This window comes from Jiella flava (assembly GCF_017349315.1).
Lineage (GTDB): Bacteria > Pseudomonadota > Alphaproteobacteria > Rhizobiales > Rhizobiaceae > Jiella > Jiella flava.
In genome coordinates this window covers 250,154-272,849 of record NZ_JAFMPP010000003.1, presented here as the reverse complement: position 1 = coordinate 272,849, position 22,696 = coordinate 250,154, and the positions used below count along the sequence as shown (strand labels likewise).

The following is a 22,696-nucleotide window of genomic DNA, read 5'->3' as shown; positions in this document are numbered from 1 at the left end:
CCATTGCCAGCGCCGAGCCTCAGCCCGCAATCCGTGGATCTGCGAGGCTCGTGCGAAGGCGGCTTGCTCGGCCTTGACGATCGTCAATTGATGGCGATCAAAGCTCGATCCGGCCCTTCACCGTCTCGAGGCTTGCGGCCGCGACCTCGTAGGCGCTCTCGACGCCTTGAACCGGGTCGTCTTCACCCGGGCGCCAGAAGCGCCGCCGCGTCATTCGCATGGAGCTGTCGAATGGCGGGATCGCGTTGAAGACCTCGACGAGATAGGGCCCGGCGTAAACGGGCTCGATGCTGTCCAGCATGATCTCCCAGGGGATCCAGCTGTCCGTGACAGCGCCGCGATCGGGCGCGGAGATATGAATGTAGTTCAGGCGCTCGCACCCTGCCGCGCGCGCGACATTCTGTTTGAAAATGGCGGGCCCCTGGCTCTCCATGACGACCTGCGCGGTATCGACGGTGATGCCGCAGTTCGCGATCCCGGCATCCTCGAGAAAATCGAGGGCATCCGACACCATCGTCACACCAGGCGTTTCCCAGTTCTTGACCGGCTCAATGGCGAGTTTCACCTTCTTCTCGGCCGCATAGTCCGCCAATTCTCGGAACGTCGAATGCGCATTGACAAGGCGCGGCTTCATCCAGGCGTGAAGTGCGTCGCTCCAAAGTTCGTCGCCGCTATCCGTTGTTGGAAAGACACCGTAGGGATACAGAAACGGCCCCGACATGATGGTGTCCTCTCCGCCCAGTACCGCGGTAATGTCGACGCGGGACTGGAGATAGGAAAGCGCCTGCCGGCGCTGCTCCTCGTAGGGAGACGTCGGATCGAAGGTGCGGGTGGTTCCCACATTGGTGGTAAATTTCAGACCTGAAAATCCCGCACGATCGAAGGCTAGCTTGAGCCGGACATAGCTCTCGACCTCGGAGCGATGGTCGGCGCCGGGCGGGCCGGAGGCGATGTGCACATCGAAGCCCCCATAGCCCATTTCGCTCAGCGCCCTCAGATGCGTCACCAGCACCTGCGTATAATCGGCGTCATCGGGACGAAGATCCGCCGTAAACATAAAGAAGCTGAAATAGATCCGAGAAGTTTCCAGCGTACCCATCGAAACACCTCCTGATGTCATCGCGCCAAAAGCGCGGCGCCTCGATATTTCTGGCTCATTGATCGATTCGCGATGCATGCCATCGAGCCGAGACTGCGGGCTTCACCGTCTTCGCCCATCGCGGCGGATGACAAGGCCTGTCGGGGAGGGTGAAACCGCCCGATCAGCGGCGGCGTTACCAGCCGAGGATCTGCCGAAGGTAAGCCCGTCCCTTCTTGGCGTATTCCAGCGGATTGGCCTTGGCAGGATCTTGTTCCGCCTCGACGCAGATCCACCCCCTGAACCCCGCTTGGGCAAGAGCGTCGAGAATGTCCGGAAAGGTCGTGAGCGAACCATCGCCCGGCACGGTGAAGATTCCCGCCTCGATCCCCTCTTGAAACGACAAGCCTTCCTCGCGCATCCGACTGACCACATCGGCACGGATGTCTTTCAGATGCACATGTTTGATGCGCTCGCCGTATTTTCGGGCCAGATCCAGCGGATCAGCGCCGGCAGCCGCCTGATGAGCCGTGTCGAGAAGCAGATGAACCAGCTCGGGGTTCGTATCATCCATCAGCCGATGGATCGCCGCGGCTTCCATCACCCCGGTCCCCAGATGCGGGTGATAGCAAAGCCGGCGCTGGCGGCTCCTGGCCTTCTCGCCGGCCAAGTGCAGGCCCTCCACCAGCAGCTTCCATTCCGCGTCGTTGAATGTCGGACAATTCGCGAACAGGGCGACAGGAAGCGGATTAACCGCCCTGCCGAACTCGGACACCACCAGATCAGCGCGCCGCGGATCGTCGCTGCCCTTTTCCATGTCATCCAGGAAGTCGAGTTGAGTATCGAGGTTGTCCAGCGTCTGTTGCTTCATGTCCTTGATGGTGAAGTAGGTGCTGACCCAGGGCTCGGAGATCGTCAGCCCCCGCAATTCGAGAGGCGAGCGCAACGTCTGCGGGTCGGGGGGAAACTTGTGGCTCATGCCACATCCCACATAGCCGGCCAGCGCCATCTCGCTGAGCGCCTGCTCGTAGGGAATGCCGATGTCGATATTGATGAAGTCGTCGTTCCACCACAGGGTGGCAATGATGCCTGGCCACACAGTGTCCGGTGTCAAGCGGCTGAGATCGGTCGTCATCGCAAACATTCCTCTGGCAAATAAACACGTGCGAATGCTTCAATTGCCCGGATAGGCCCCCGGAACGGGCGGAATTTTCGGAGGATGGGCCCAGGAGCCGAAGCCCGGAGGCTTGGCACCGGCGGGATGGGCGCCGATCGCTTTCCACAGCAGGCTCTCGACATAGGCATCGGGTGACACCACGAAAGTGATGTTCGACGCGCCGGGACCGTATCGCTGCGTCCAGGCCGCCGGCAGCTCGAACCAGGTGCCCGAGTACCAGAGCTTGATCAGCGCCCGGGCAATGTCGCCAAGCCGCTCGTCGCCCAAAATGGTGGCTCGAATTGCCGCAACACGGGCCTTCCCACCCGGCGGCGGGAGCCCCTCGAAGGCCGCGATCAGCTGATCGGTCGCCGCGTCTCCGACCACCTTATCGAGGGTGCCGAGATAGCGCTCGGCGAGCCCTGTCCCCAAAAGATCGAAGCGCGAGAAGGCGGTGAGTTCGGCTGACAGGCCGAGAAACGACTCGAGGCGCCCCCGCGTGATCTCGACGATGTCCGGGGTGGCCGCCGCGGTTTCGGCAGAGCCCGCGACCTCGAATGTCGGCCCGCCATACTGGTCGGCATGACCTGGTAACGGATTGCGAACGAGCTCGAGGATCAGATCGCGAAACTCGAACATCATCGGAACGGCTTCGAGCAACAGCTCCGGCTCGCCGTTATACGCCTGAGTCAACAGCTGCAGAAATTCGCCGTAACGGCGATTGAAGGTGATCGCCGCCTCTCGCAACGCCGATCCTTCGGCGATTTCGGCGACCTTGAGATTGGGCTTGATGGCATAGGCCCCATCCCAGTCAACGCTCAGCTCCGGCCCCGTCGGATGCCCCGCTTCATCGCCCTTTTGATAGTACCGCCCCCTCTGCAACTCGTCGAAGCGATAATAATGGGCGATCTCATGCTCGTCTTCGTCATAGATGTGACCGCCATCGCCCTCACCCTGCTCGGTGATCAGCGCGATGGCCTTCAACGCACTGTTCAGGTCGGTGACAGGGAAGAGGTTTCCCCCGCCGGAATAATAATATTTCGAAGTGATCTGCCGCGCGGCGTCGCCGATAAAGATTGTGGCTCCACAGCCTTGCGCCTCGGCTTCCAGATACTCAATGCCATCTCTGATCGCCGCGTAAAATTCGCCGATGCTGTAGAATCGAAGGGTCGCATTTTCCGGGTGCGTGCAAAGAACGGATTGCTCTGGCTTATCGGTGTGCTTGAGCAATGCGGCCTTCGCGGATGACGACACGGGCCGGGCGGGCCGCTCGATTTTCAAAAACGTCGTCAGCGCCGCGTGGCTGAACCCCTCGATCCCGACTTTGAAGTCATCTTCGCCATCGGGCAAAAAGGCCGGATATGCAGGGACGAAATCGGATCTGCTGAGATCAGGGGTGCCGCCGATGGCGTTGAGGATATTGGCCGCGAGCGTCAGATGCAGCATTTCCTCGACGACAATGACCCGCAGCACCTGCGCCGCATCCGGATTGGTGCCGGGCTTGATCGAGTAGAGCGCCGTCAAATAGGGCGGAATCGTCGCATGCTCGAGCTGCATCGCCTGATACAGGAAGCCGATCAGTTCGTCGCGCGTCTTGATGCCTTCAAACTGCATGCTCAAACTCCGTGTGGCACGAGTTGAGTGCGCCGGCCTGATCTGCCCCGCGCATCGGATGCGATGCTTGATTTCAATGGAGGTATTTCAGGATTTGCCGACTGCTTCGGAAACACAGCGCCGCGAGCGTCAAGGTGACATTCGCCGTCCCGATAGACGGCATGCTGCCGCCGCCGACCAGATAGAGATTGTCGTGGTCCCAGCTGCGCTGGTCCTTGTCGACAACGGAGTTGGAGCGCGTTGTCCCCATGATGTGCGTTCCGGCCAGATGATTGCCGCCGCGGATGGCATAGCCCTGCCCTTCATAGGCCACGTAGCCGAAATCGTCCGGATCGTAGGTGGTGCGATCCTGCGCCCCGAGCCGCTGGAAAATCGTGCGAGCGAACTGACGGGCGTAGGCCGCTCCCCTCATCGTATAATCCGGAACCGTGAATGATAGAATCGGGCGCATATTGCCTAAGGGATCGGTGTATTTCGGATCCACGGTGATGCGGTTGCTGTCGACCGGCATGACCTCGATCATGAAGGCCAGCAGCAGCTGTCGCGAAACCCGGTCGATGACACCGCGACGCAAGTCTGCGCCGTACAGATTGCCCGCATCCACCAAATCAAGCAGATCCGAGGTCGGTGAACCAGTGGCCCATCCCCAGCCGTCATTGTGGATATCGATGGCAAAGGCCGCCTGCTTCTGTCGAAACGGGCCATCCCGCAAGTCGACAATGCCGCCGGTACAGGTGGTTCCCCGCATCGTCCCGCAGATCTGCGGCATCAGCGCCCAGTTCAGCAAATAGGCGTGATCCATCAAATTGCGCCCGACGAGGCCGCTCGTGCTTTGAAGGCCCGAGGCAAGCATCAGGCGCGCGGTTTCGATCGCCCCGGCCGCGAGCACATAGACCGCACCCTTCACCGTCACCGTCTGATAGGCCGAGCTCTCGCGATCGTCGTAGATCTTCACCTCGAGCGAAGAAACTTTGCCGCTATCCGGATCGATATTGACCTTCGAGGCAACGGCGTGGGCGATCAACGTGACCTGCGGCTCGCCGTCATCGCCGGTGGCCTTGCAGGCGGCCGCGAGGGTCTTGCCGGAGTGGTAACGGGCCTGCACCGGGCACAGCGGCACGCAGTTGGTGTTGCCCTGACAACGCCCGCCTTCCTCGACCATATGCGTGTCGACCGCGCCGACGGGACGGTATCCCTGACCGCCGTCGTAGGCCGCATTGGGAATGGCATTTCGCCCCTGCGGATACGGCCGCACTTTCAATGGATAGGTTTGGTTGTCGAGTTCGACCGAGGTGCCTTCGATGCCGTCATTGACCTTCTGGTCGAGATAGGACAACGGCAGACCGTGCATCGGAAAAACATAGCCGCCTGAAAAGGTCTGTCCCAGATATTGCTGGTCTTCGACATTCGCCGAAACGCCGATCTCCCGCTCGGCCAGGACGTAGTCGCCTTCGATGTCGTCAAAACTGAGCGGCCAATCGAGCCCCTGACCGAAACAGGTGCGGGTTTTGAAATCGGAAGGCAACATGCGCGGCGTCTTGGCTTCCCAATGCATGGTCGTGCCGCCGAAGATGCGCGTATAGGTCGTATCACTCACATAGGGTCCGGACTGCACGATGTAGGTGTCGCTGTCCGTCTCCCCAGGCTGCAGTTTGCGCAGTTGCGGGCTGCGCGGCATGTTGGCATTGGGATTTGCAGGGAAGGGAGACTGATTGTCTTTGCCTGGTGCCGCGTAGAAGGTGGTCAAAAGGTCATCATAGCCCGCCAGCGATCGATTGGCGCCGCTCCCAGCCTCAAGGATCAGGACGCGCTTGCCCGCCGCTGCCGTTTCCTTGGCGATAATCGCGCCAGAGATTCCAGTGCCGACGATGATCACATCGAAATCGTGCGACGCGGCGATCGCTCTGGCATCGGCGTTCTGCGATGATCTGAGAGGAAAAAGCACGTCCTGCCTCCATCCTGCCCCTGACGAGCGGTGCAATCACGTCTGACCTGCGCATGCCAACTTGATGCATTCACGCCGGCTCGTTCGCGCCGGGCGCATCTCGGCTCGCCCAGTCCGCGATTCCCGCGCTGTCGACCGTCTCGATCACGCTGCCGAGGCCGGTACCGCGATGCGACGCGCGGGGGCCCGTGTGTTCGTGCTTTTGCCTTTCGAGCTTGCGGCATTCGAGCGAGCCCTGACCGCGGAGAGAAAAGCCGCGTAGCTCCACGTCAGATTGCGAACGCTCTTTTCGTAACCGCTAGCGCCATCGAATTGCTCGCTGAGTTCGTAATGATCGCTGTGATAGACAATGGCGCGCAGCATCGCGTCCGACGACGCGCGCAGCGCCACGGCCATCGCCGCTGCATCGTCTGACGCATCAGGCCCGAAGGCCGCGAAGAACGGCTTCGACAGCGGATCAAGCGGGATCTTGCCGCTCGCCTCAACAGCATTCGCCAGGCGATATTGAAATTCCGCAAAATTGGCCGTGCACAACGCCCAAGGATGCCCGCCGACGACAGGCGCGGAGACATCCCCGTCATAATGGTCGCTGGGATAGCGTCCGAAGAGCGGCCCCAGCCCCTTTTCGGCATCGGCCCCGTTGATCGGATAGTAGCTCGCGGAGGACGGATCGGCCCACTGGCGCCGCAGAATCGCCGCGGTCGCCAGAAGCTTGGGATCGGTCGGCTCAATCGCGCCGTAGCAGACCGAAGAGACGATATCGATGTTCGCGTCGTAGCCTTCGGGCGCCGATGACATCAACATGCTCACGTAAAGCTGGCCGTTCCAATGTTCGGCCAGCTGCTGCTCCAACCACGCGATTGCGGCAACGACGCCGCCGGGGACGGCAATATTGATGACGTTATTCGAAATCGTCTTGAAAAATTTCAATTGCACTGCTCGAGCGAAAAACGAATAACCTTCAAATTCCTCCCAAAGATTGGTCGTTTTATTTTGATAGACATTCAAAATATATTCGAGATTTTTCTCGATCAAGTCCTTGGCCATCGCCTTGGTGGGCGTGTCGAGCTGATCGAACATGGCGAGAAGCGCAAGTGACTGGATGGCCGGGCCGTCGTTCTGCTCCGACCACGGGCGGACCGCGCCCGAGACTTTGAAACAGGCATGGCCTAACGTGACGCTTGCGCAGTTTGCCGCGTTCTTTTGGCAGGACGCGGCGAAGTTCACGTAATCGACAAGGGGCGGAACGCCTCCCCCTGCCAAGACGGGGAACTCTCCCCGGGCGATCTCGATCGCCGTGATCGCCCCGTCACGAACCCAATTGAAAACATAGTCCTGATCGACACCCGGCGTATTGGCCGGATAGGATGGCGCGGCGACCACGCATCCGGGGGACGAAAAGACGCCCGCTTCGGCAGGGTCTTCGATGACATACCCGTCACTGGTGACGTTGCGCATCATCAGCATGAGATAATAGCGCGACAAGGCCACAAGGTCGGTCTGCGCGAACGCTGGCGCCGGCTTTATAGCGGGCGCGGACGAGCCAACAGCCGGGCCCGCGCAGGGCACGTTGAAATTGATCATGGCTTCACTCCAAGCCGATCCAAATATACCCGATTCGTTTATGAAGCTTGTCGCATCAACGCGACAGACGCCCTCAAATCCCGTGTCGAATGATGCAGGTCAGCGCGCGATTGCGATCAAGACCAATTCGTTCATTTATAAAACGCCAAGTGAACACAAATATTATTTTTAATTCATACAAAAAATAATAAATAAAAAATTCTAAAAGCAAATCATAAAATAAAAATATTTATAAAAATAAAAAATCTCCCTAATAAAACAAATATATAAATTAAAACATCATGATAGAGATCGAAAAATGCTTGTTTTCATTTGCAACCTTACAGCGCAGTTGTAACGCTTCGGCCGTCGACCTTTCGTAACATATCAATTTAAAATTGTCTAATGCAAAAAGTCAACACCCTATGGTTGACTCCAATTCTGTCAGCGTAGCGCCACGTCGATCAGGGTTTCGCCTGCGGTGCGATCCGCAGGCCGAGTTCGCGCAGCTGGGCCGGCTGGGCCTCCGCCGGGGCGCCCATCAACAGGTCGAAGGCCTGCTGGTTCATCGGGAACAGCGCGATCTCGCGCAGGTTCTTCGCCCCGCACAAAAGCATGACGATGCGGTCGATACCCGCCGCCATGCCGCCATGGGGCGGCGCGCCGTATTGGAAGGCGCGGTAGAGGCCGCCGAAACGCTCCTCGACATCAGCCCGGGAGTAGCCGGCGATCTCGAAGGCCTTGACCATCGTGTCGGGCAACTGATTGCGGATGCCACCCGACGCGATCTCGTAGCCGTTGCAGACGATGTCGTACTGGAACGCCTTGATCGCCAGGGGCTCTTCATTGTTCAGCGCCTCGATGCCGCCCTGCGGCATGGAGAACGGGTTGTGGGCGAAATCGACCTTCTTGTTGTCCTCGTCCCATTCGTAGAAGGGGAAGTCGACAATCCAGGCGAGTTCGTAGCGGTCGCGGTCGACGAGATTCAGCTCCTCGCCGACGCGGGTGCGCGCAGCCCCGGCGAAGGGGACGAACTTCTCCGGCCGCCCGGCGACGAAGAAGCAGGCGTCGCCCGCTTCGAGGCCGAGCTGGGTGCGGATCGCCTCGGTGCGCTCCTCGCCGATGTTCTTCGCAAGGGGACCTGCACCCGACACCGCACCGTTTTCCTCGCGCCAGAAGATGTAGCCGAGACCCGGCTGGCCCTCGCCCTGCGCCCAGGAATTCATCCGGTCGCAAAAGGCTCTGGAACCGCCGGTCTTGGCCGGGATCGCCCAGACCTCGACCTTGTCGTCATTGGCGATCATGCCCGCAAAGACCTTGAAGCCGGAGCCGGCGAAATGCGCGGTGACGGCCTGCATCTCGATCGGGTTGCGCAGATCCGGCTTGTCGGAGCCGTATTTCTTCATCGATTCCGCATAAGGAATCCGGCGGAAGGTTTCCGACACCCGCTTGCCGTCAGCAAACGTCTCGAAGACGCTGCGGATCACCGGCTCCATGGTCTGGAAAATATCCTCCTGCTCGACGAAGCTCATTTCGACGTCGAGCTGGTAGAATTCGCCATAGAAGCGGTCGGCGCGCGGGTCCTCGTCGCGGAAACACGGGGCGATCTGGAAATAGCGGTCGAAGCCCGACATCATCAACAGCTGCTTGTACTGCTGCGGCGCCTGCGGCAGAGCGTAGAACATGCCGTTGTGAAGCCGCGAGGGCACCAAGAAGTCGCGGGCGCCCTCGGGCGATGAAGCGGTCAGGATCGGCGTCTGGAACTCGGTGAAGCCGGTCTCCTGCATCAGCGAACGGATCTTGGCGATGATCTCAGTACGCCGCATGATGTTCTTGTGCAGCGTCTCGCGGCGCAGGTCGAGGAAGCGATATTTGAGGCGGATGTCCTCCGGATAGTCCGGCTCGCCGAAGACCGGCAGCGGCAGTTCTTTGGCCGGCGACAGCACCTCGATCTCGCGGGCGAAGATCTCGATCTCGCCGGTCGGCAGCTTGGCATTGACGGTCTCGTCGGAGCGCCCCTTGACCTCGCCGTCGACCCGGATCACCCATTCGCCGCGCACCGTCTCGGCGGTCTTGAAGGCCGGCGAATCCGGGTCGACCACCACCTGGGTGAGACCGTAGTGATCGCGCAGATCGATGAACAAGAGCCCGCCATGGTCGCGGATGCGATGCGCCCAGCCGGACAGGCGCACGCTCTCGCCGACATGGTCCTTGCTCAGGGCGGCGCAGCTATGGGTGCGGTAGCGGTGCATGGCTCGTCTCATCGGGCTTCATGGCGTCGCATTCGCCGGCTGGCGAGAAGACGCGAAAATTGTCGGAATCGGTGGCGGACAAGCGCATGGGCGTCCCGCGATGTCAAGGTCGGAGCGCCCGCCCGGCAACAAACGCGCGCCCTTGAGGTGCTCAGATCAGCTCTGCAACCCGCTGCTTCAACACCGGCACCAGCTCGGTTTCAAACCAGTCATAGCGCTTCAGCCAGGCATTGTTGCGCCAGGAGGGATGCGGCAGCGGCAGCACCGGCGCGAACCGGCCGCCCGTCGCCAAAACCGTGCGCCAGGCGGCAACCGTCTCGGTCAGCGAGCGCCGCGCGCCGTCTTCGATGTGGAAGCGCTGGGCATAGTGGCCGATCGCCAGCACCAGCTCGACCTGCGGCATCGCCGCCATCACCCGGGCATGCCAGGTGGCGCGGCATTCGCGGCGCGGCGGCAGGTCACCGCCCTTGGCGTCGTAGCCCGGAAAGCAAAAGCCCATCGGCACAATGGCGATGCGACTGCGATCATAAAAGACCTCCGGCCCGATCCCCATCCAATCACGCAGCCGCACGCCGGATGGGTCGTTAAACGGTTTCGTCGTCTTGTCGGCGAGATTGCCCGGCGCCTGTCCGGCGACGACGATCCGCGCCGTCGCCGACAAGGCGAGCACCGGGTTGGGCTCGATCGGCAAGGGCGCACCGAGCGGCGCCTCACGGCAGATCCGGCAGCCGCGGATGGTCGCGTAAAGCGTCTGCGGGTCATCCCGAAAGCCGTCATCCGCAGTGCGCGCCACCGGAAAGGTCAAGCCTTGGCGCTCGGGCGGGCGGAGACCTCTTCGGACCAGCGGGCGACATGGGTGAGATCCGGCGGCATCGTGATCTTGGCCGGCCGCATGAAGTCCACCGAGACGAGCCCGGTGATATCGGCGACCGAGAAGGCGTCGCCGGCTGCGAAACGATGGCTTGCCAGATGATCGTTGAAAAACCGCAGAAACTGGACCGCCTTGTCGCGGCTCGCCTCGCCCCAGGCGGCGATCTGCGGCACCTCCCACTCGGCCATCGCCGGATGGGTGTGGCGGAAGGTGGCTGCGACCGTGCCGAAAAGACCGAGTTCGATCCGCCGGTTCCACATTTCGATCCGGGCGATTTCGAGCGGTGTGCGGCCGAACAGCGCCGGCTCCGGGTGAAGCGCCTCGAAATAGCGGCAGATCGCGATCGATTCGGTCAGGATCGTGCCGTCATCGAGCTCGAGCACCGGCAGGCGCTTCAGAGGATTGCGGCTGGCGATCTTCTCGGAGCGATGCTCCAGCTTGCTCATATCGACGGGCTCGCGCGGCACGCTGAGCCCCTTTTCAGCGATGAAGATTCGGGTGCGGCGCGGATTGGGCGCTTGGCCACCGTCAAACAGAAGCATGGACTTTTCCTCTCTCACGCGCGCGCCGTCCGGCGGATCGGACGCGCGGACGATACGCCCATTTTTTTCGAAACGATGCCTCGGGCCGACCAATCGCATTCGGGACAAACAACCGACGCCGACAATTTCTGGCAGACCTCCTGTGGTCGAAGCCGCGCTTTCTCATTTGTGTAACGCCTTGCAGACCAAGGCCACCCACCCTCCGACAGAAATTTCCGGTTCTTTAAGCGAATTCTTTAAGGTTGAGGAAACAGAATGGCGGCCAGCGCAACTTCAGCCAGGCCCTTTGATCGACGCTCCATGTCTCTTGCCGCTCCGCCCACTGTCGACCCTGGCCTCGTCGCCCGTCGCCCGAGATCGCGCAACGGCGATCTTGCAGCGACGTTGCGATCGGCCCGCGAACGGCTGTCGGCACGGGGCCGGCGAACGGCCACGCGCTTTTCCGGCGAGCTGCTCGACCAACACGCGGCGGCCCTGCGCGCTTCGGCGATCATTCTGCCGCTGCCGGTAATGGCCACCGGCTTCGGCCTGTCGATCCATCTCGGCCCTTTGGTGGCCGCGCTTTGGACGCTCGTCGCCCTTGGCTGCTATCTCGCCCTCGTCGTCACGGCCCGCAAATTCCAGGCCGAGCGGGTGCCGACCGAATCGGTCGACCCCTGGCGCCGCTTGTTTCTCTCGGGCCATTTCATGGCGGGCTTGTGCTGGGCCTATCTCGCCTCGCTGACGGCACTGCATGAGCAAGGGCCGCAATTCGGCATCTTCCAGTTTACCGTCCTGTTCATCGTCATTGCCTCGACGGCAATGGTCTCCTTCACCCTGCGCCTGGTGGTTCCGATCACCTTCGGCATCACCGCTGTGTTTCTCGGCGTCGGCATGGTGAACGATCCGGATCCTGCCAACATCGCCGTCAGAAGCATCCTGATCGCCGCCGTCGCCTTCTTCGCCGTCGTCAGCGAGATCCTGCGGCGCTCGGCGCTCAGCGGCCTCATCCATCAGGCCGAAAAAGACGAACTGATCGCCGAGCTCGAAACGGCACAGGTGATTTCCGAGGAAGCCAGGCGCCGGGCCGAGGAAGCCAATCTCGCCAAATCGCGGTTTTTAGCGACGATGAGCCACGAGCTACGCACGCCGCTCAACGCGATCCTCGGCTTTTCCGAGGTGATGAGTGGCGAGATCCTCGGCCCGCTCGGCACCGAGACCTACAAGGATTACGTTCGCGACATTCACGCCTCTGGCCAGCACCTCCTCGGCGTCATCAACGAAATCCTCGATCTGTCGCGGATCGAGGCCGGGCGGTTCGACCTCAACGAGGAGGCCATCGAACTCGTCGCGATCGCCAAGGACGGCCTGTCGATCATGCGGATCAAGGCCGAGGCCAAGGATATCGACCTGTCGGCCGAGGTCGAGCCGGATCTGCCGGCGCTATGGGCCGACGAGCGGGCGGTGCGCCAGATCATCCTCAACCTCTTGTCCAATGCGGTGAAATTCACGCCCCATGGCGGCTCGATCGTTCTGCGCGTCGGCTGGACCGCCGGCGCCGGCCAATATGTCTCGGTCAAGGACGACGGACCGGGCATTCCGGCCGCCGAGATCCCGCTGGTCCTGTCCTCCTTCGGCCAGGGCTCGGCGGCGATGAAGAGCGCCGAACAGGGAACCGGCCTCGGTCTGCCAATCGTCCAAGCGCTGGTGCGGCTCCACAACGGCGAGTTCGAGCTGTTGTCCAAGCTGCGGGAGGGCACCGAGGCGATCGCGATCTTCCCGCAGTCGCGGGTGCTCGAAGTGATGCCGGCGCTCGACGATCCAACCTGGATCGGCCATTGACGCACCGTCCCGCCAAACCGCTTGCGCAAACGGGATCGATCGCCATATCCGGCTTACAGTATCGTCCTTTCCGCGTCCCATCGGACGCATAAAGAACGCGCTGACAATTCTTCCCGGCATGGTGGTCGCGCGTTTTAGACCAGCGACGATGCCAGGATCAGAGCAGCGGGCGCCCGACCGGACCCAAGGATCGGCCTGGATTGCCTTGCGTCGAAGACGAGTTCGCCGAGCCGGAGTTGAGATGGCGATCGACAGTCCCTGCACGCGTGTCTGCGCGATCGATCCGATGAGCGGGCTGTGTCGCGGCTGCCTTCGAACCATCGACGAGATCGCCGGCTGGGGAAGCTTTCCGCCTGCGATCCGGCAGGCCATCATGGCCACGCTACCCGGCCGAGCGCCGCAAGCCGTGCCGGCCCCGCCGGAGCCGGAAGGCCGGCGCGGCGCAAGAGCAACCAGAAGCAAGCGGCGCGAGCCTACCGGAACCCATGATGCGTCGTGATCTGATCCTCTATTTCGTCCTCGCGGCCGTCGCGGGCACGATCCTCGTCTTGATGCTCAACCATGGCGGAACGATCGCCGGTCTCAGCGAGGACAACTTCGCCCAGCTCGCCAGCCTCGCGATCCTTGGGGTCGGCATCGGCGCTTTGCTGGTGATGTCGATGCGGTTCCGGCTCGGCGAGTTGCTGCGCAACATCCTGATCTGGAGCGGCGTCTTTGCCGTTGTGATCAGCCTTTATGCCTTCCGCGCCGAGTTCAGCGCCTTCAAGAACCGTGTTCTCGCCGTGCTGATGCCAGGCAGTGTGGTCGCACTCGGGGAGACAGACGGTGGACGCCGCCGCTTCATGGCGACGCGCTCGGCAGACGGGCATTTCTATCTCAACGGTAAGATCGACGGCAAGCCGACCAGCTTCATCGTCGACACCGGCGCCTCGGTGGTCGCCATGGACAGCGCCATGGCCGACAGCCTCGGGATCGACACCGCGAAACTGCACTTTACCAACGAGGTGATGACCGCCAACGGCGTCGCCAAAGCCGCACCGGTCCGGCTGCACTCGGTCACCATCGGCGGCATCACCCGCCACGGCGTGCAGGGCGCCGTCACCGAGGGCGTCGGTCTCGGCACGGTGCTCCTCGGCATGAGCTTTCTCGGCACGCTCACCTCCTACGATTTCCGGCGCGATCGGCTTGTTTTGACCGACTAAAGCGGAATGCAATGAACTGGAACGCCATTTTGCTCCCAGTCTTTGTTGAGCCGTAGGATGTGACCCGAAACGTCCCGCAATCTTTCGGCGTCATGCTCCAATCGCCGAATGATACGCCCGCGGTTTTTATACCAAAAATTGAAATCAATGCCATCTTGATATTTTAAGTTTTGCCTTCATATGTTCGGGATTAGAGCGAAAACGGAGATCATCATCGGAGGTGATTTGCCGCGGCCTTATCCTATCCCGGCCAGTGAACCGGCGCGGCTTCAGGCCCTTGCCGATTATCACGTCATCGACACCCCGCCCGAGGAGGAGTTCGACCGGCTCGTGGGTCTCGCCTCCCGGCTGTTCGACGTGCCGATCGTGCTGATCTCGCTCATCGATGCGGAGCGTCAGTTCTTCAAGGCCGAGTTCGGCCTCGGCAAGCGCGAGACAAGTCGCGAATTGTCCTTCTGCACCTATGCCATCATGCAGGAAAACGTCCTCGTCGTCCCCGATGCCCTCGCCGATCCGCGCTTCGCCACCAACGCTCTCGTTCTTAACACGCCCTTCATCCGCTTTTATGCCGGCCATCCGCTGGTCGCGCCCAATGGCGAGAAGATCGGCACGTTTTGCCTGATCGACACCAAGCCGCGAGAGCACTTTTCCACCGAGAACCGCCGTGATCTCGCCGATATGGCCGCCCTGGTGCTGGAACGTCTGGAGCTGCGCCGCCTCGACACCGCCCGCTCGATCAGCCAGGCCCGCTTCGAAAACATTGCGGCGACCTCGCCCGACGCGATCATCTGCTCAGATGCCGGCGGCAGGATCACCTTCTGGAACCGATCCGCCGAACGGCTGTTCGGCTACAGTGCCGAGGAGATTGTCGGTCGCCCGGCCAAGATCATCGTCCCGGCGCGCTGGCGCCATTTCTACATTGCAGAATTCGATCAGGCCCCGAACGGCCACGATTTGGATGTTGCCGCCCGGACGGTCGAGATCACCGCCTTGCGCAAAGGCGGCGGCGAGTTTCCGGCCGAGTTCTCCTTCTCGACGTGGCAGGAAGGATCAGCCGCCAGCATGGGCGCGATCGTCCGCGATATCACCGACCGCAAACAGAATGAGGAACGCCTCAGCCGCCTGGCGGCGCTCGACGCGCTAACGGGACTTGCCAATCGCGCCGCCTGGCGCGCCTATCTGGACACCACGCTCGACGCCGGCCATCCTTGCACCGTCATCCTGCTCGATCTCGACGGCTTTAAAGAGGTCAACGACACCTTCGGCCACTCGGCCGGAGACGCCGTTCTGCGCGAAGTCGCGCTCCGCATGAAGATGATCGTTCCAACGCCAATCGCCCTCGCACGGCTTGGTGGCGACGAATTCGTCATCCTCCTCTCCGGCAACGACGAACATGGCGTGAAAACCATCGCTGCCGAATTGATCGGCGAAATTTCTGAACGCTACGAACTGCCCGACCGCTCGGTGGAAATAGGCGTCAGCGTCGGTATGGCGATGTCGCCGCAGCACGGCGTGTCGGCCGAAGATCTGATGGGCGCCGCCGACCTTGCCCTTTATCGCGCCAAGGCGACCGGCAAAGGCCAGAGCGAATTGTTTGCTCCGGCTCTGCGGGACCTCGCCAACACCCGACGCGCTTTCGAAAAGGAGCTGCGGGACGCTTTTGAAAACCGCGAGTTCGAGCTGTTCTACCAACCCCAGGCTTCGACCGTCACGCGGGCGATCAAGGGCGCGGAAGCGCTGCTGCGTTGGAACAATCCCGAGCGCGGCCTGCTGTCACCGGCCTCCTTCATCACCGTCCTCAGCCGCAAACCCTCGGCCAGCAGGATCGGCGAATGGATCTTGCGGGAGGCGTGTCGCCAGGCCTCGCAATGGCGCCGGGTGCTCCCGGAGTTTCGGGTCAGCGTCAATCTGTTTGAAGCCCAGTTTCGCTCGGGGCGGCTGGTCTCGAGCGTGCGGGAAGCCCTGCAGGAATACGCACTGCCGCCCGAAGCGCTCGAACTCGAAATCGTCGAGACCACCTCGCTTTACAACGACAACCGCACCCTCAAGCTGTTGCGCGATCTCCGCCATCTGGGCGTGGGCCTCGCCTTTGACGACTACGGCACCGGCTATGCCTCGCTCAGCTTGTTGAAATCCTTTCCGATATCCCGCCTGAAGATTGACCGCTCCTTCGTGCGCTCGGTCAGCACAGACCGGGAGGACGCGGCCGTCGTCAAGGCCGTGATCTATCTGTCGCGCAACTTCGGCATGGAGGTGATCGCCGAGGGCGTCGAGACCGAGGAGCAGCTTGATTTCCTGGTCCAGAATGGCTGTCCCGAGGCGCAGGGCTATCTGTTCGGACGGCCGCTGCGCAGCGCGGTCTTCGAAAAGGCGTTTCTGGAGCCCGCCGAGGTTACGTCAGGCTGAGAGCGAAACGCGCGGCGACGATTAAAAGAAAGATACCAAATCCGAGTTCGAGTTGGCGGCGCGACAGCCGATGGGCAAGCCTTGAGCCGGCCGGGACGCCAAGGATCGAAGCCGGTGCGACGACGGCGACGGCAAACAGATTGACATAGCCGGCGCTCAAAGCCGGCAAGGCGGCCTCGCCCCATCCACCGACGACATAGCCCAGAACACCCGGCACAGCGATCAGCGCGCCGACGCCCGCGCTGGTCGCCACCGCCTGATGGATCGAACGGCCATAAAGCGTCATGAAGGTGTTGTTGAGAACGCCGCCACCGATGCCCATCAGCGCCGAGAAAAAGCCGATGGCAAATCCGGCGAACGAGCGCCCGACCGGGCCTGGCAGATCATCCGCGATCTGCACCGAGAACCGGCCGAGCAGCATCTTCAGACCGAAAAGCAGGGCGAGCAGCGCGAAGATGCCCTTGAGCTCCGCCGCATTGGCGATCGACGCGACAAAGGCACCGGCAACCGCGCCGAGAGGAATCGCCAAAAGCCATTGCCTCAACAGCCTCGTATCGACCGCGCCACGCTGCAGATGCGAATGCAGCGAGCGCAGCGACGTGGGCACGATGATCGCGATGGACGAGCCGATCGCCAAATGCATCGCGACATGATCGCTGACACCGACCGCCAGGAACACCTGGTAGAGTACCGGCACGAAGATCGCACCGCCGCCAATGCCGAACAGGCCGGCCAGAAAACCGGCAACGGCTGCCGCCAAAAGAAGGACCGCGATGAAGAAGAAGAGGCTGGTGCCATCGATGAAGATCATCGGCCGCCTTTAACCCAGCCCATGGCTCGCTTGCACGCAAATTCGCGCGCCGGGCGCGCCATCCGGCCCATGGGTTCGTCCGGTCCATGGGTTCATTCGGCGCAGCGATCAGGCGGACCGCGCCAGCGGTTCAAGCCGCGCGGACTTGTCGGAGAGGATGATCTCGAATCGCGTGCCGGGCTGATCGCGCATCGCCAGTTCGATCCTGCCGCCATGGGCCTCGACGATCTCCGCCGCGATCGGCAGGCCCAGCCCCGTGCCGCCCGAGCGGGCCGAGCCGCGAAACGCCTTGAACAGATTTTCGCGCGCAATGTTGGGCAATCCCGGACCCGTGTCCTCGACGAAGACGAACAACCGCCCCCAGCCACCACTTTCCGGCTCGCGGATGTCCGCGCCAACCCGGATCCGCTGCAGCACCAGGCCGTTATCGTCGGCACTGCCGGCCAGCGCTTCGGCGGCGTTGCGGCAGAGATTGAACAGCGCCCGGTGAAACTGATCGGGGTCGACCACCGCCAAGAGATCATCCGGCACCGCATTGATCAGCGAGATCTGCGAGCGCGGCTCGAGCGCCAGTGTCTCGAAGACGTCGACGACGAGCATGCCGAGCCGCACCTCGCGGCGCACCGGCGCGCGTTCCACCGCCCGTCCATACGCCAACACCGACTGGGTATAATTCAGTGCCCGGTCAAGACTGCGTAGCAGCAGCGGCGCGAAACGCTGAACAGTCGGATCGTCGATGGTCGCGAGGCGATCGGAGATCATCTGGCTGGAGGCGAGGATGTTGCGCAGATCGTGGTTGATCTTCGAGACCGCCAAGCCGAGATCAGCGAGGTGGCGCTGCTCGCGCAAGGTCTCATGCAAGCGCCGCTGCATCGCCGCCAGCTCTGTCTCGGCGAGACCGAGTTCGTCGCCGCGCTGGCTCGGCACGATGATGCGATCGGGATCGGTCGGATTGGTCGCAAAGCGGACCATCGATCGGGTGATCGAATCGATCGGGCGTACCAGATAACGGCTGATCGCGCTGTAGACGAGGATCGCGGCAAACAATGCGATCGCCAGCGACAACATGAAGACGTTGCGGGAATAGACGAGCATCGCCTTGCGCAGTGGGCGTTCCGACATCACCACCTCGGCGCGCACGGAGCCGTCGCCGACAGGGCCCTGGACCCGCATGATCCGGTCCCCGCCGAGAAGCAACGTGTCGAAAGCGCCGGCAATCGAATCCCAGACCGATTCTTTGCCGAGATCGATCTGCATCTGGACGACCCCGACATTGTTGGCACGGGCGAGCAGGCGCGAGGCATCCTTGTCGTTGATCGCGATCAGCTCCGCATCGAGCGCCTTGAGCAGCTCGGTCTGCTGATTGGGTGACAGAACCGAGCCCGGCCCCGCATCGACCTCTTCCGACGCCAGCCCCGCCACCGCCACCGTCTCGGTCTTGGCGGTCAGCCAGTCATAGCGAAACTTCGAGATCGACGGGACGAAGATCAAGATCTCGGCAAGCATGACGGCAAGCGCGGTGATGACCAGGATCCGCGTCGACAGCCGCCGTCGCGGCCTCGGCGCGGACGCCTCGCCCGCCACGTCTTTTGCCGATCTCGCCGGATCGTCCAAGAAGGTCCCCGCTCTGCTGTTCACCGCCGCCGATTCGGCGTCACTCGTCCCAAAGCCTTGCGCAACGAAGCCACCGGCAGCATCGGCGGTTGCACGGATCCCGCGCGAACCCGGCGCGACACGACGATCCGCGTCATCACCCGAAGCGCGCGAGCAGCCGAACCGCCGCCCGAACCCATGGCTTCTGCGTATAGGGACGATAGTAATCCGTTGCGGCACGTTTTCCAATTTCCGAAAGCGTCGGATAGGGCGAGATGAAGTCGCGCAGATCCGCAACCGTCATCCGTTTGGCGACCACGAGCGACATCAGGTTGGTGATCTCGCCGGCAGACACGCCTGCGACACCCGCCCCGATAATCCGCCCCTTGCGCCCCACGACGATCTTCACCAGTCCTTCCAGGCGACGCTCGGCCTGCGCCCGGTCGTTTTCGGCATAGGGCCAGATGAGAACGTCCTTGAGCGTGCCCGCCGCTCTCGCTTCGGCCTCGGTCGCACCGACCTGACCGAGTTCCGGGTCGGTGAAAGTGACACGCGGCAGATGATCGCGGCGCTCCTTCAGCGGCAGGCGAAACAGGATCGGCCGCAGCACCAACCCGGCTTGATAGCTGGCGACATGGGTGAATTGCGGCCCGCCGGCGACGTCGCCGACCGCATAGACCCGCCGATTGGTGGTGCGCAGATCCGCGCCGACCGTGATCCCCGCCGCGTCGAAATCGATGCCGGCCGCGTCGAGGCCGAGGCCTCCGACATTCGGCCTGCGTCCGACCGCGACAAGAAGATGGCTGCCAGGCACCGTCTCGCGGCCCGATGCCGTTTCAATCGTCAGGGTCAGACCGGCCTGCCCGGTACTGACGGCGACGACCTTGGCGCCCTCGCGCAGCGCCACGCCCTCCGCGCGCAGCTTGGCCAGGACCACGGCAACGAGCTGTGGATCATCACGGCCAAGGAACGCGCCGGCTTCGAGGACGGTGACCGCGCATCCCAGTCGGCGATGGGCCTGCGCCATCTCGATCCCGATCGGCCCGCCGCCGATGATGATCAAATGGTCCGGCCGCCCGCGCAGGTCGAAGATCGTCTCATTGGTGAAGAACGGCGTCTCGGCGAGCCCAGGAATTTGCGGCACCCGCGGCGACGAGCCGGCGGCGATGACGAAGCGCCGCGCCTTGATGATCGTGCCGCCGGCCGCAACGGTGTCCGCGTCGATGAAACTGGCATGCGCCTCGACCACCGTCACGCCGAGCTTCTCAAACCGTTCGACGGAATCGTTCGGGGCAATCGCGGCGATGACGCCGGCGACGTGATCCTTGACCGCGGCAAAATCGATCTGCGGCTCGCCGGCCGTGATGCCGAATTGCGCCGACTCGCGAATGGCGGCAGCGTGTTTGCCGGCGGCGAGCAACGCCTTTGAAGGCACGCAGCCGTCATTCAGACAATCGCCGCCCATCTTGCCGGCTTCGACGAGAACGACGTCGACCCCGAACGCCGCCGCCGCTGCCGCCGTCGTCAGCCCGCCGGAACCACCGCCGATGACGCACAGGTCCGGTGTCAAAGTCCGTCTCATGGATGCTCCAAGCTGTTCTTGTGAGGGCGAGCCAGAACCGGCTCAGGCGGCACGCTTGCGCAGCACCGTCTTCTTCAAGAGGACGCCGAGAATGGCGAGGCCGGCAAGCCCGACAAAGGCGATGGTCATTTCGGGGGTCACCAGATCGGCGATCGAAAACGCGCCCTCGCCGGCATTGACGAGCGCCTGATCGAGCCCGCTGCCGAGGAAGGCATAAACCATCGAGCCGGGAATAATGCCGAGGAAGGTGGTGATCACATAGGTCGACACCGAAACGTCGAAAAAGGCCGGCGCGACATTGACGACGAAGAAGGGCAGCGCCGGCGTCAGCCTGAGGACGATCAGATAGGCGAAGGCATCGTCGCGAAACCCTTCCGCAAAGCGGGCGACCGCGCCGCCGGTCTTCTTGCGCAAAATATCGCCGAAGGCGGTACGCGCGGCGATGAACAGGACGGTCGCACCCAGCGTCGCGCCGATCACCGTCAGCGCCCCGCCGATGAACCAGCCAAACAGGAAGCCCGAGGCCACCGTGACCAGCGATGCGGCCGGAAAGGCGACGGCGACGAGCCCCGCGTAGAGCAGGATGAAGCCGAGCCCGGCGAGGACCCAATGCGCCTCAACCCAGGCCTTCAGCGCCTGCCGGCTATCCAGAAACGCATCCAGCGACAAATAGCGGTGAAGTCCGAGCGCAGAGGCGAGCGCGAAGACGACGAGCAATCCGGCGATCGGCAGATAGCGCGTCAGCCCGCCGCGCTTGCCGGAGCCGGCCTCGGCGGCCGAGGCCGCATCGCCATCGGCGCGCAAGGCCGCCGCGTTTAATCCGGTCGGATTTTTGGCGCCTGCGGGCGGCTCGTTCGATTTCAGCCCTGCGGTCGGCATGATCCATCGTCTCTTTTCATGTCGAACGCACAGCGAGGCGGCCCGAAAGGTTTTCAAGGCACCGTCCGGCCCGATCGGCGGGAGACGACGACCGGCAGACGCCAGCATCCTCGTTTTCGTCTGAAGACAGAACGACGTTACCGATCGGTGCGATCAAAGGGGAGACACGGATATGTCAACGCGCCGTCGACCATCGGCACCCTTTCGACCAAGAACCGCCGCGCCATCAGCAAGCCCGCTCCGTCAGGCGGCGCGGCGCATCGCCAGCCGGATCGCCTGGCCCGCTTCGTCGAAAAGACGCATCGCCTGCGGCTTGGTGGCGAGAGCGACATGCGTACCGCGGGCGATTTTGACTTCGCCGGGCAGCTTGGCGACGAAGGGTTCGTCGGCACGGCCGATATCGACATAGATCAGCGTCACCTCGCCCAGGGATTCGGTCAGAGCCACCTCGCCCCTGAACGGCGCGTCGGGGGCGTCGGTGAGGCTGAGATCCTCCGGCCGCACGCCGAGATGGGCGGGACTCCCGGCAATGGAATGCGGCGTTGCGATCGGCAGATCGACGGCGCTGGCGCCATCCGGCAGCACCCGGGTCGTCGCCCCCGCCCGCTCGATCGTCGCCGGCAGAATGTTCATCGAGGGCGAGCCCAAGAATTTCGCCACGAACAGATTGTCCGGCGCATTGTAGAGGTCCATCGGCGCGCCGACCTGCTCGACATGGCCCTTGTTGAGCACAACGATCCGATCCGCCAGCGTCATCGCCTCGACCTGATCATGGGTGACGTAGATCATCGTCGTGCCGGCCATCTTCTCATGCAGGCGGGCAATCTCGATGCGGGTCTGGACCCGCAATGCAGCGTCGAGATTGGACAGCGGCTCATCGAACAAAAACACCTGCGGATCGCGGGTGATCGCCCGGCCGATGGCGACGCGCTGGCGCTGGCCGCCGGAGAGCGCCTTGGGCAGCCGGTCGAGATAGGGCTCGATCTGCAGGATGCGGGCGGCCTCCTTCACCCGCCGGTCGATTTCCGACGTCGGCGTGCCCTTTTCCAAGGTCAGGCCGAAGGCCATGTTCTGAAAGACCGTCATATGCGGATAGAGCGCGTAGGACTGGAACACCATGGCGATGCCGCGCTGCTTCGGGGTCAGCGCGTTGACGACCTGATCGCCGATCTCCAGCGTCCCGCCGGTGATGTCCTCCAACCCGGCGATCACCCGCAGCAGCGTCGACTTTCCGCATCCGGACGGCCCGACGAAGACGACGAACTCGCCGGCCCGGATATCGAGATCGATGCCGTGCAACACCTCGACGGAGCCATAGGCCTTCTTGATCTGGCTAAGCTTGAGACTGGCCATCGGATCCTCCCAAATCCTGCTGCGTCCA

General features: G+C 62.7%; 17 protein-coding genes and 1 pseudogene. 4 read left to right on the top strand and 14 right to left on the bottom strand.

The window, feature by feature from the left end:
* Window positions 1-97 precede the first annotated feature (97 nt).
* From J1C48_RS05945 to J1C48_RS05905, 9 genes and pseudogenes are all read right to left on the bottom strand, one after another.
* The gene (locus J1C48_RS05945) at window positions 98-1,099 is read right to left on the bottom strand and encodes a sugar phosphate isomerase/epimerase family protein (protein WP_207256857.1); all 1,002 of its coding nucleotides are present in this window, start codon (window positions 1,097-1,099) and stop codon (window positions 98-100) included.
* Window positions 1,100-1,274: 175 nt separating this feature from the next.
* A complete protein-coding gene (locus J1C48_RS05940) occupies window positions 1,275-2,213 on the bottom strand; it encodes a TIM barrel protein (protein ID WP_207256856.1) in 939 nt (312 codons plus the stop codon).
* Window positions 2,214-2,252: 39 nt separating this feature from the next.
* Window positions 2,253-2,738: a hypothetical protein gene (locus J1C48_RS05935; RefSeq protein WP_207256924.1), complete on the bottom strand. Its 486-nt coding sequence runs from the start codon at window positions 2,736-2,738 to the stop codon at window positions 2,253-2,255.
* Between the two features lie 21 nt (window positions 2,739-2,759).
* Window positions 2,760-3,848 (bottom strand): annotated as a pseudogene (locus tag J1C48_RS05930) (ferritin-like domain-containing protein); the annotation flags it as partial.
* Window positions 3,849-3,921: 73 nt separating this feature from the next.
* On the bottom strand, window positions 3,922-5,793 hold the full coding sequence (locus J1C48_RS05925; protein ID WP_207256855.1) for a GMC oxidoreductase: 1,872 nt from the start codon (window positions 5,791-5,793) through the stop codon (window positions 3,922-3,924).
* 144 nt (window positions 5,794-5,937) lie between these two features.
* Window positions 5,938-7,377 (bottom strand): glycoside hydrolase family 15 protein, encoded by a 1,440-nt coding sequence (locus J1C48_RS05920; RefSeq protein ID WP_207256854.1) that lies wholly within the window; start codon window positions 7,375-7,377, stop codon window positions 5,938-5,940.
* A 443-nt stretch (window positions 7,378-7,820) separates the two neighbouring features.
* Window positions 7,821-9,608 carry an aspartate--tRNA ligase gene (gene aspS, locus J1C48_RS05915; RefSeq protein WP_207256853.1) on the bottom strand — a complete coding sequence of 596 codons (1,788 nt, stop codon included), beginning with the start codon at window positions 9,606-9,608 and terminating at the stop codon, window positions 7,821-7,823.
* A 151-nt stretch (window positions 9,609-9,759) separates the two neighbouring features.
* A complete protein-coding gene (locus J1C48_RS05910; protein WP_207256852.1) occupies window positions 9,760-10,401 on the bottom strand; it encodes a uracil-DNA glycosylase family protein in 642 nt (213 codons plus the stop codon).
* A gap of 8 nt (window positions 10,402-10,409) precedes the next feature.
* The gene (locus J1C48_RS05905; protein WP_207256851.1) at window positions 10,410-11,021 is read right to left on the bottom strand and encodes a glutathione S-transferase; all 612 of its coding nucleotides are present in this window, start codon (window positions 11,019-11,021) and stop codon (window positions 10,410-10,412) included.
* A gap of 300 nt (window positions 11,022-11,321) precedes the next feature.
* Between J1C48_RS05905 and J1C48_RS05900 the strand changes: the two genes are divergently transcribed.
* The 4 genes from J1C48_RS05900 to J1C48_RS05885 all read left to right on the top strand — a co-directional run bounded on the left by J1C48_RS05900 (window position 11,322) and on the right by J1C48_RS05885 (window position 16,450).
* Entirely contained in the window at window positions 11,322-12,842 is a 1,521-nt protein-coding gene (locus J1C48_RS05900) for a sensor histidine kinase (protein ID WP_207256850.1), read from the top strand.
* Window positions 12,843-13,083: 241 nt separating this feature from the next.
* A complete protein-coding gene (locus tag J1C48_RS05895; RefSeq protein WP_207256849.1) occupies window positions 13,084-13,341 on the top strand; it encodes a DUF1289 domain-containing protein in 258 nt (85 codons plus the stop codon).
* The gene (locus J1C48_RS05890) at window positions 13,328-14,044 is read left to right on the top strand and encodes a TIGR02281 family clan AA aspartic protease (RefSeq protein WP_231081597.1); all 717 of its coding nucleotides are present in this window, start codon (window positions 13,328-13,330) and stop codon (window positions 14,042-14,044) included. The genes J1C48_RS05895 and J1C48_RS05890 overlap by 14 nt, the downstream gene beginning before the upstream one ends.
* A 225-nt stretch (window positions 14,045-14,269) precedes the next feature.
* Window positions 14,270-16,450, top strand: coding sequence for a putative bifunctional diguanylate cyclase/phosphodiesterase (locus J1C48_RS05885; RefSeq protein WP_207256848.1), 2,181 nt, complete (start codon window positions 14,270-14,272; stop codon window positions 16,448-16,450).
* On the opposite strand, the gene J1C48_RS05880 is transcribed toward J1C48_RS05885, so the two are convergent.
* The 5 genes from J1C48_RS05880 to J1C48_RS05860 all read right to left on the bottom strand — a co-directional run bounded on the left by J1C48_RS05880 (window position 16,437) and on the right by J1C48_RS05860 (window position 22,668).
* Complete coding sequence (locus J1C48_RS05880; RefSeq protein ID WP_207256847.1) at window positions 16,437-17,261, bottom strand: sulfite exporter TauE/SafE family protein; 825 nt, start codon at window positions 17,259-17,261, stop codon at window positions 16,437-16,439. The two genes, J1C48_RS05885 and J1C48_RS05880, sit on opposite strands and share 14 nt — an antisense overlap.
* 108 nt (window positions 17,262-17,369) lie before the next feature.
* Window positions 17,370-18,845, bottom strand: a complete 1,476-nt coding sequence (locus J1C48_RS05875; protein WP_231081598.1) for a sensor histidine kinase — start codon at window positions 18,843-18,845, stop codon at window positions 17,370-17,372.
* A gap of 166 nt (window positions 18,846-19,011) precedes the next feature.
* Window positions 19,012-20,436, bottom strand: a complete 1,425-nt coding sequence (locus J1C48_RS05870) for a dihydrolipoyl dehydrogenase family protein (protein WP_207256846.1) — start codon at window positions 20,434-20,436, stop codon at window positions 19,012-19,014.
* A gap of 42 nt (window positions 20,437-20,478) precedes the next feature.
* The gene (locus tag J1C48_RS05865; protein WP_207256845.1) at window positions 20,479-21,315 is read right to left on the bottom strand and encodes a TVP38/TMEM64 family protein; all 837 of its coding nucleotides are present in this window, start codon (window positions 21,313-21,315) and stop codon (window positions 20,479-20,481) included.
* A 243-nt stretch (window positions 21,316-21,558) separates the two neighbouring features.
* Window positions 21,559-22,668 (bottom strand): ABC transporter ATP-binding protein, encoded by a 1,110-nt coding sequence (locus J1C48_RS05860; RefSeq protein ID WP_207256844.1) that lies wholly within the window; start codon window positions 22,666-22,668, stop codon window positions 21,559-21,561.
* Window positions 22,669-22,696 lie beyond the last annotated feature (28 nt).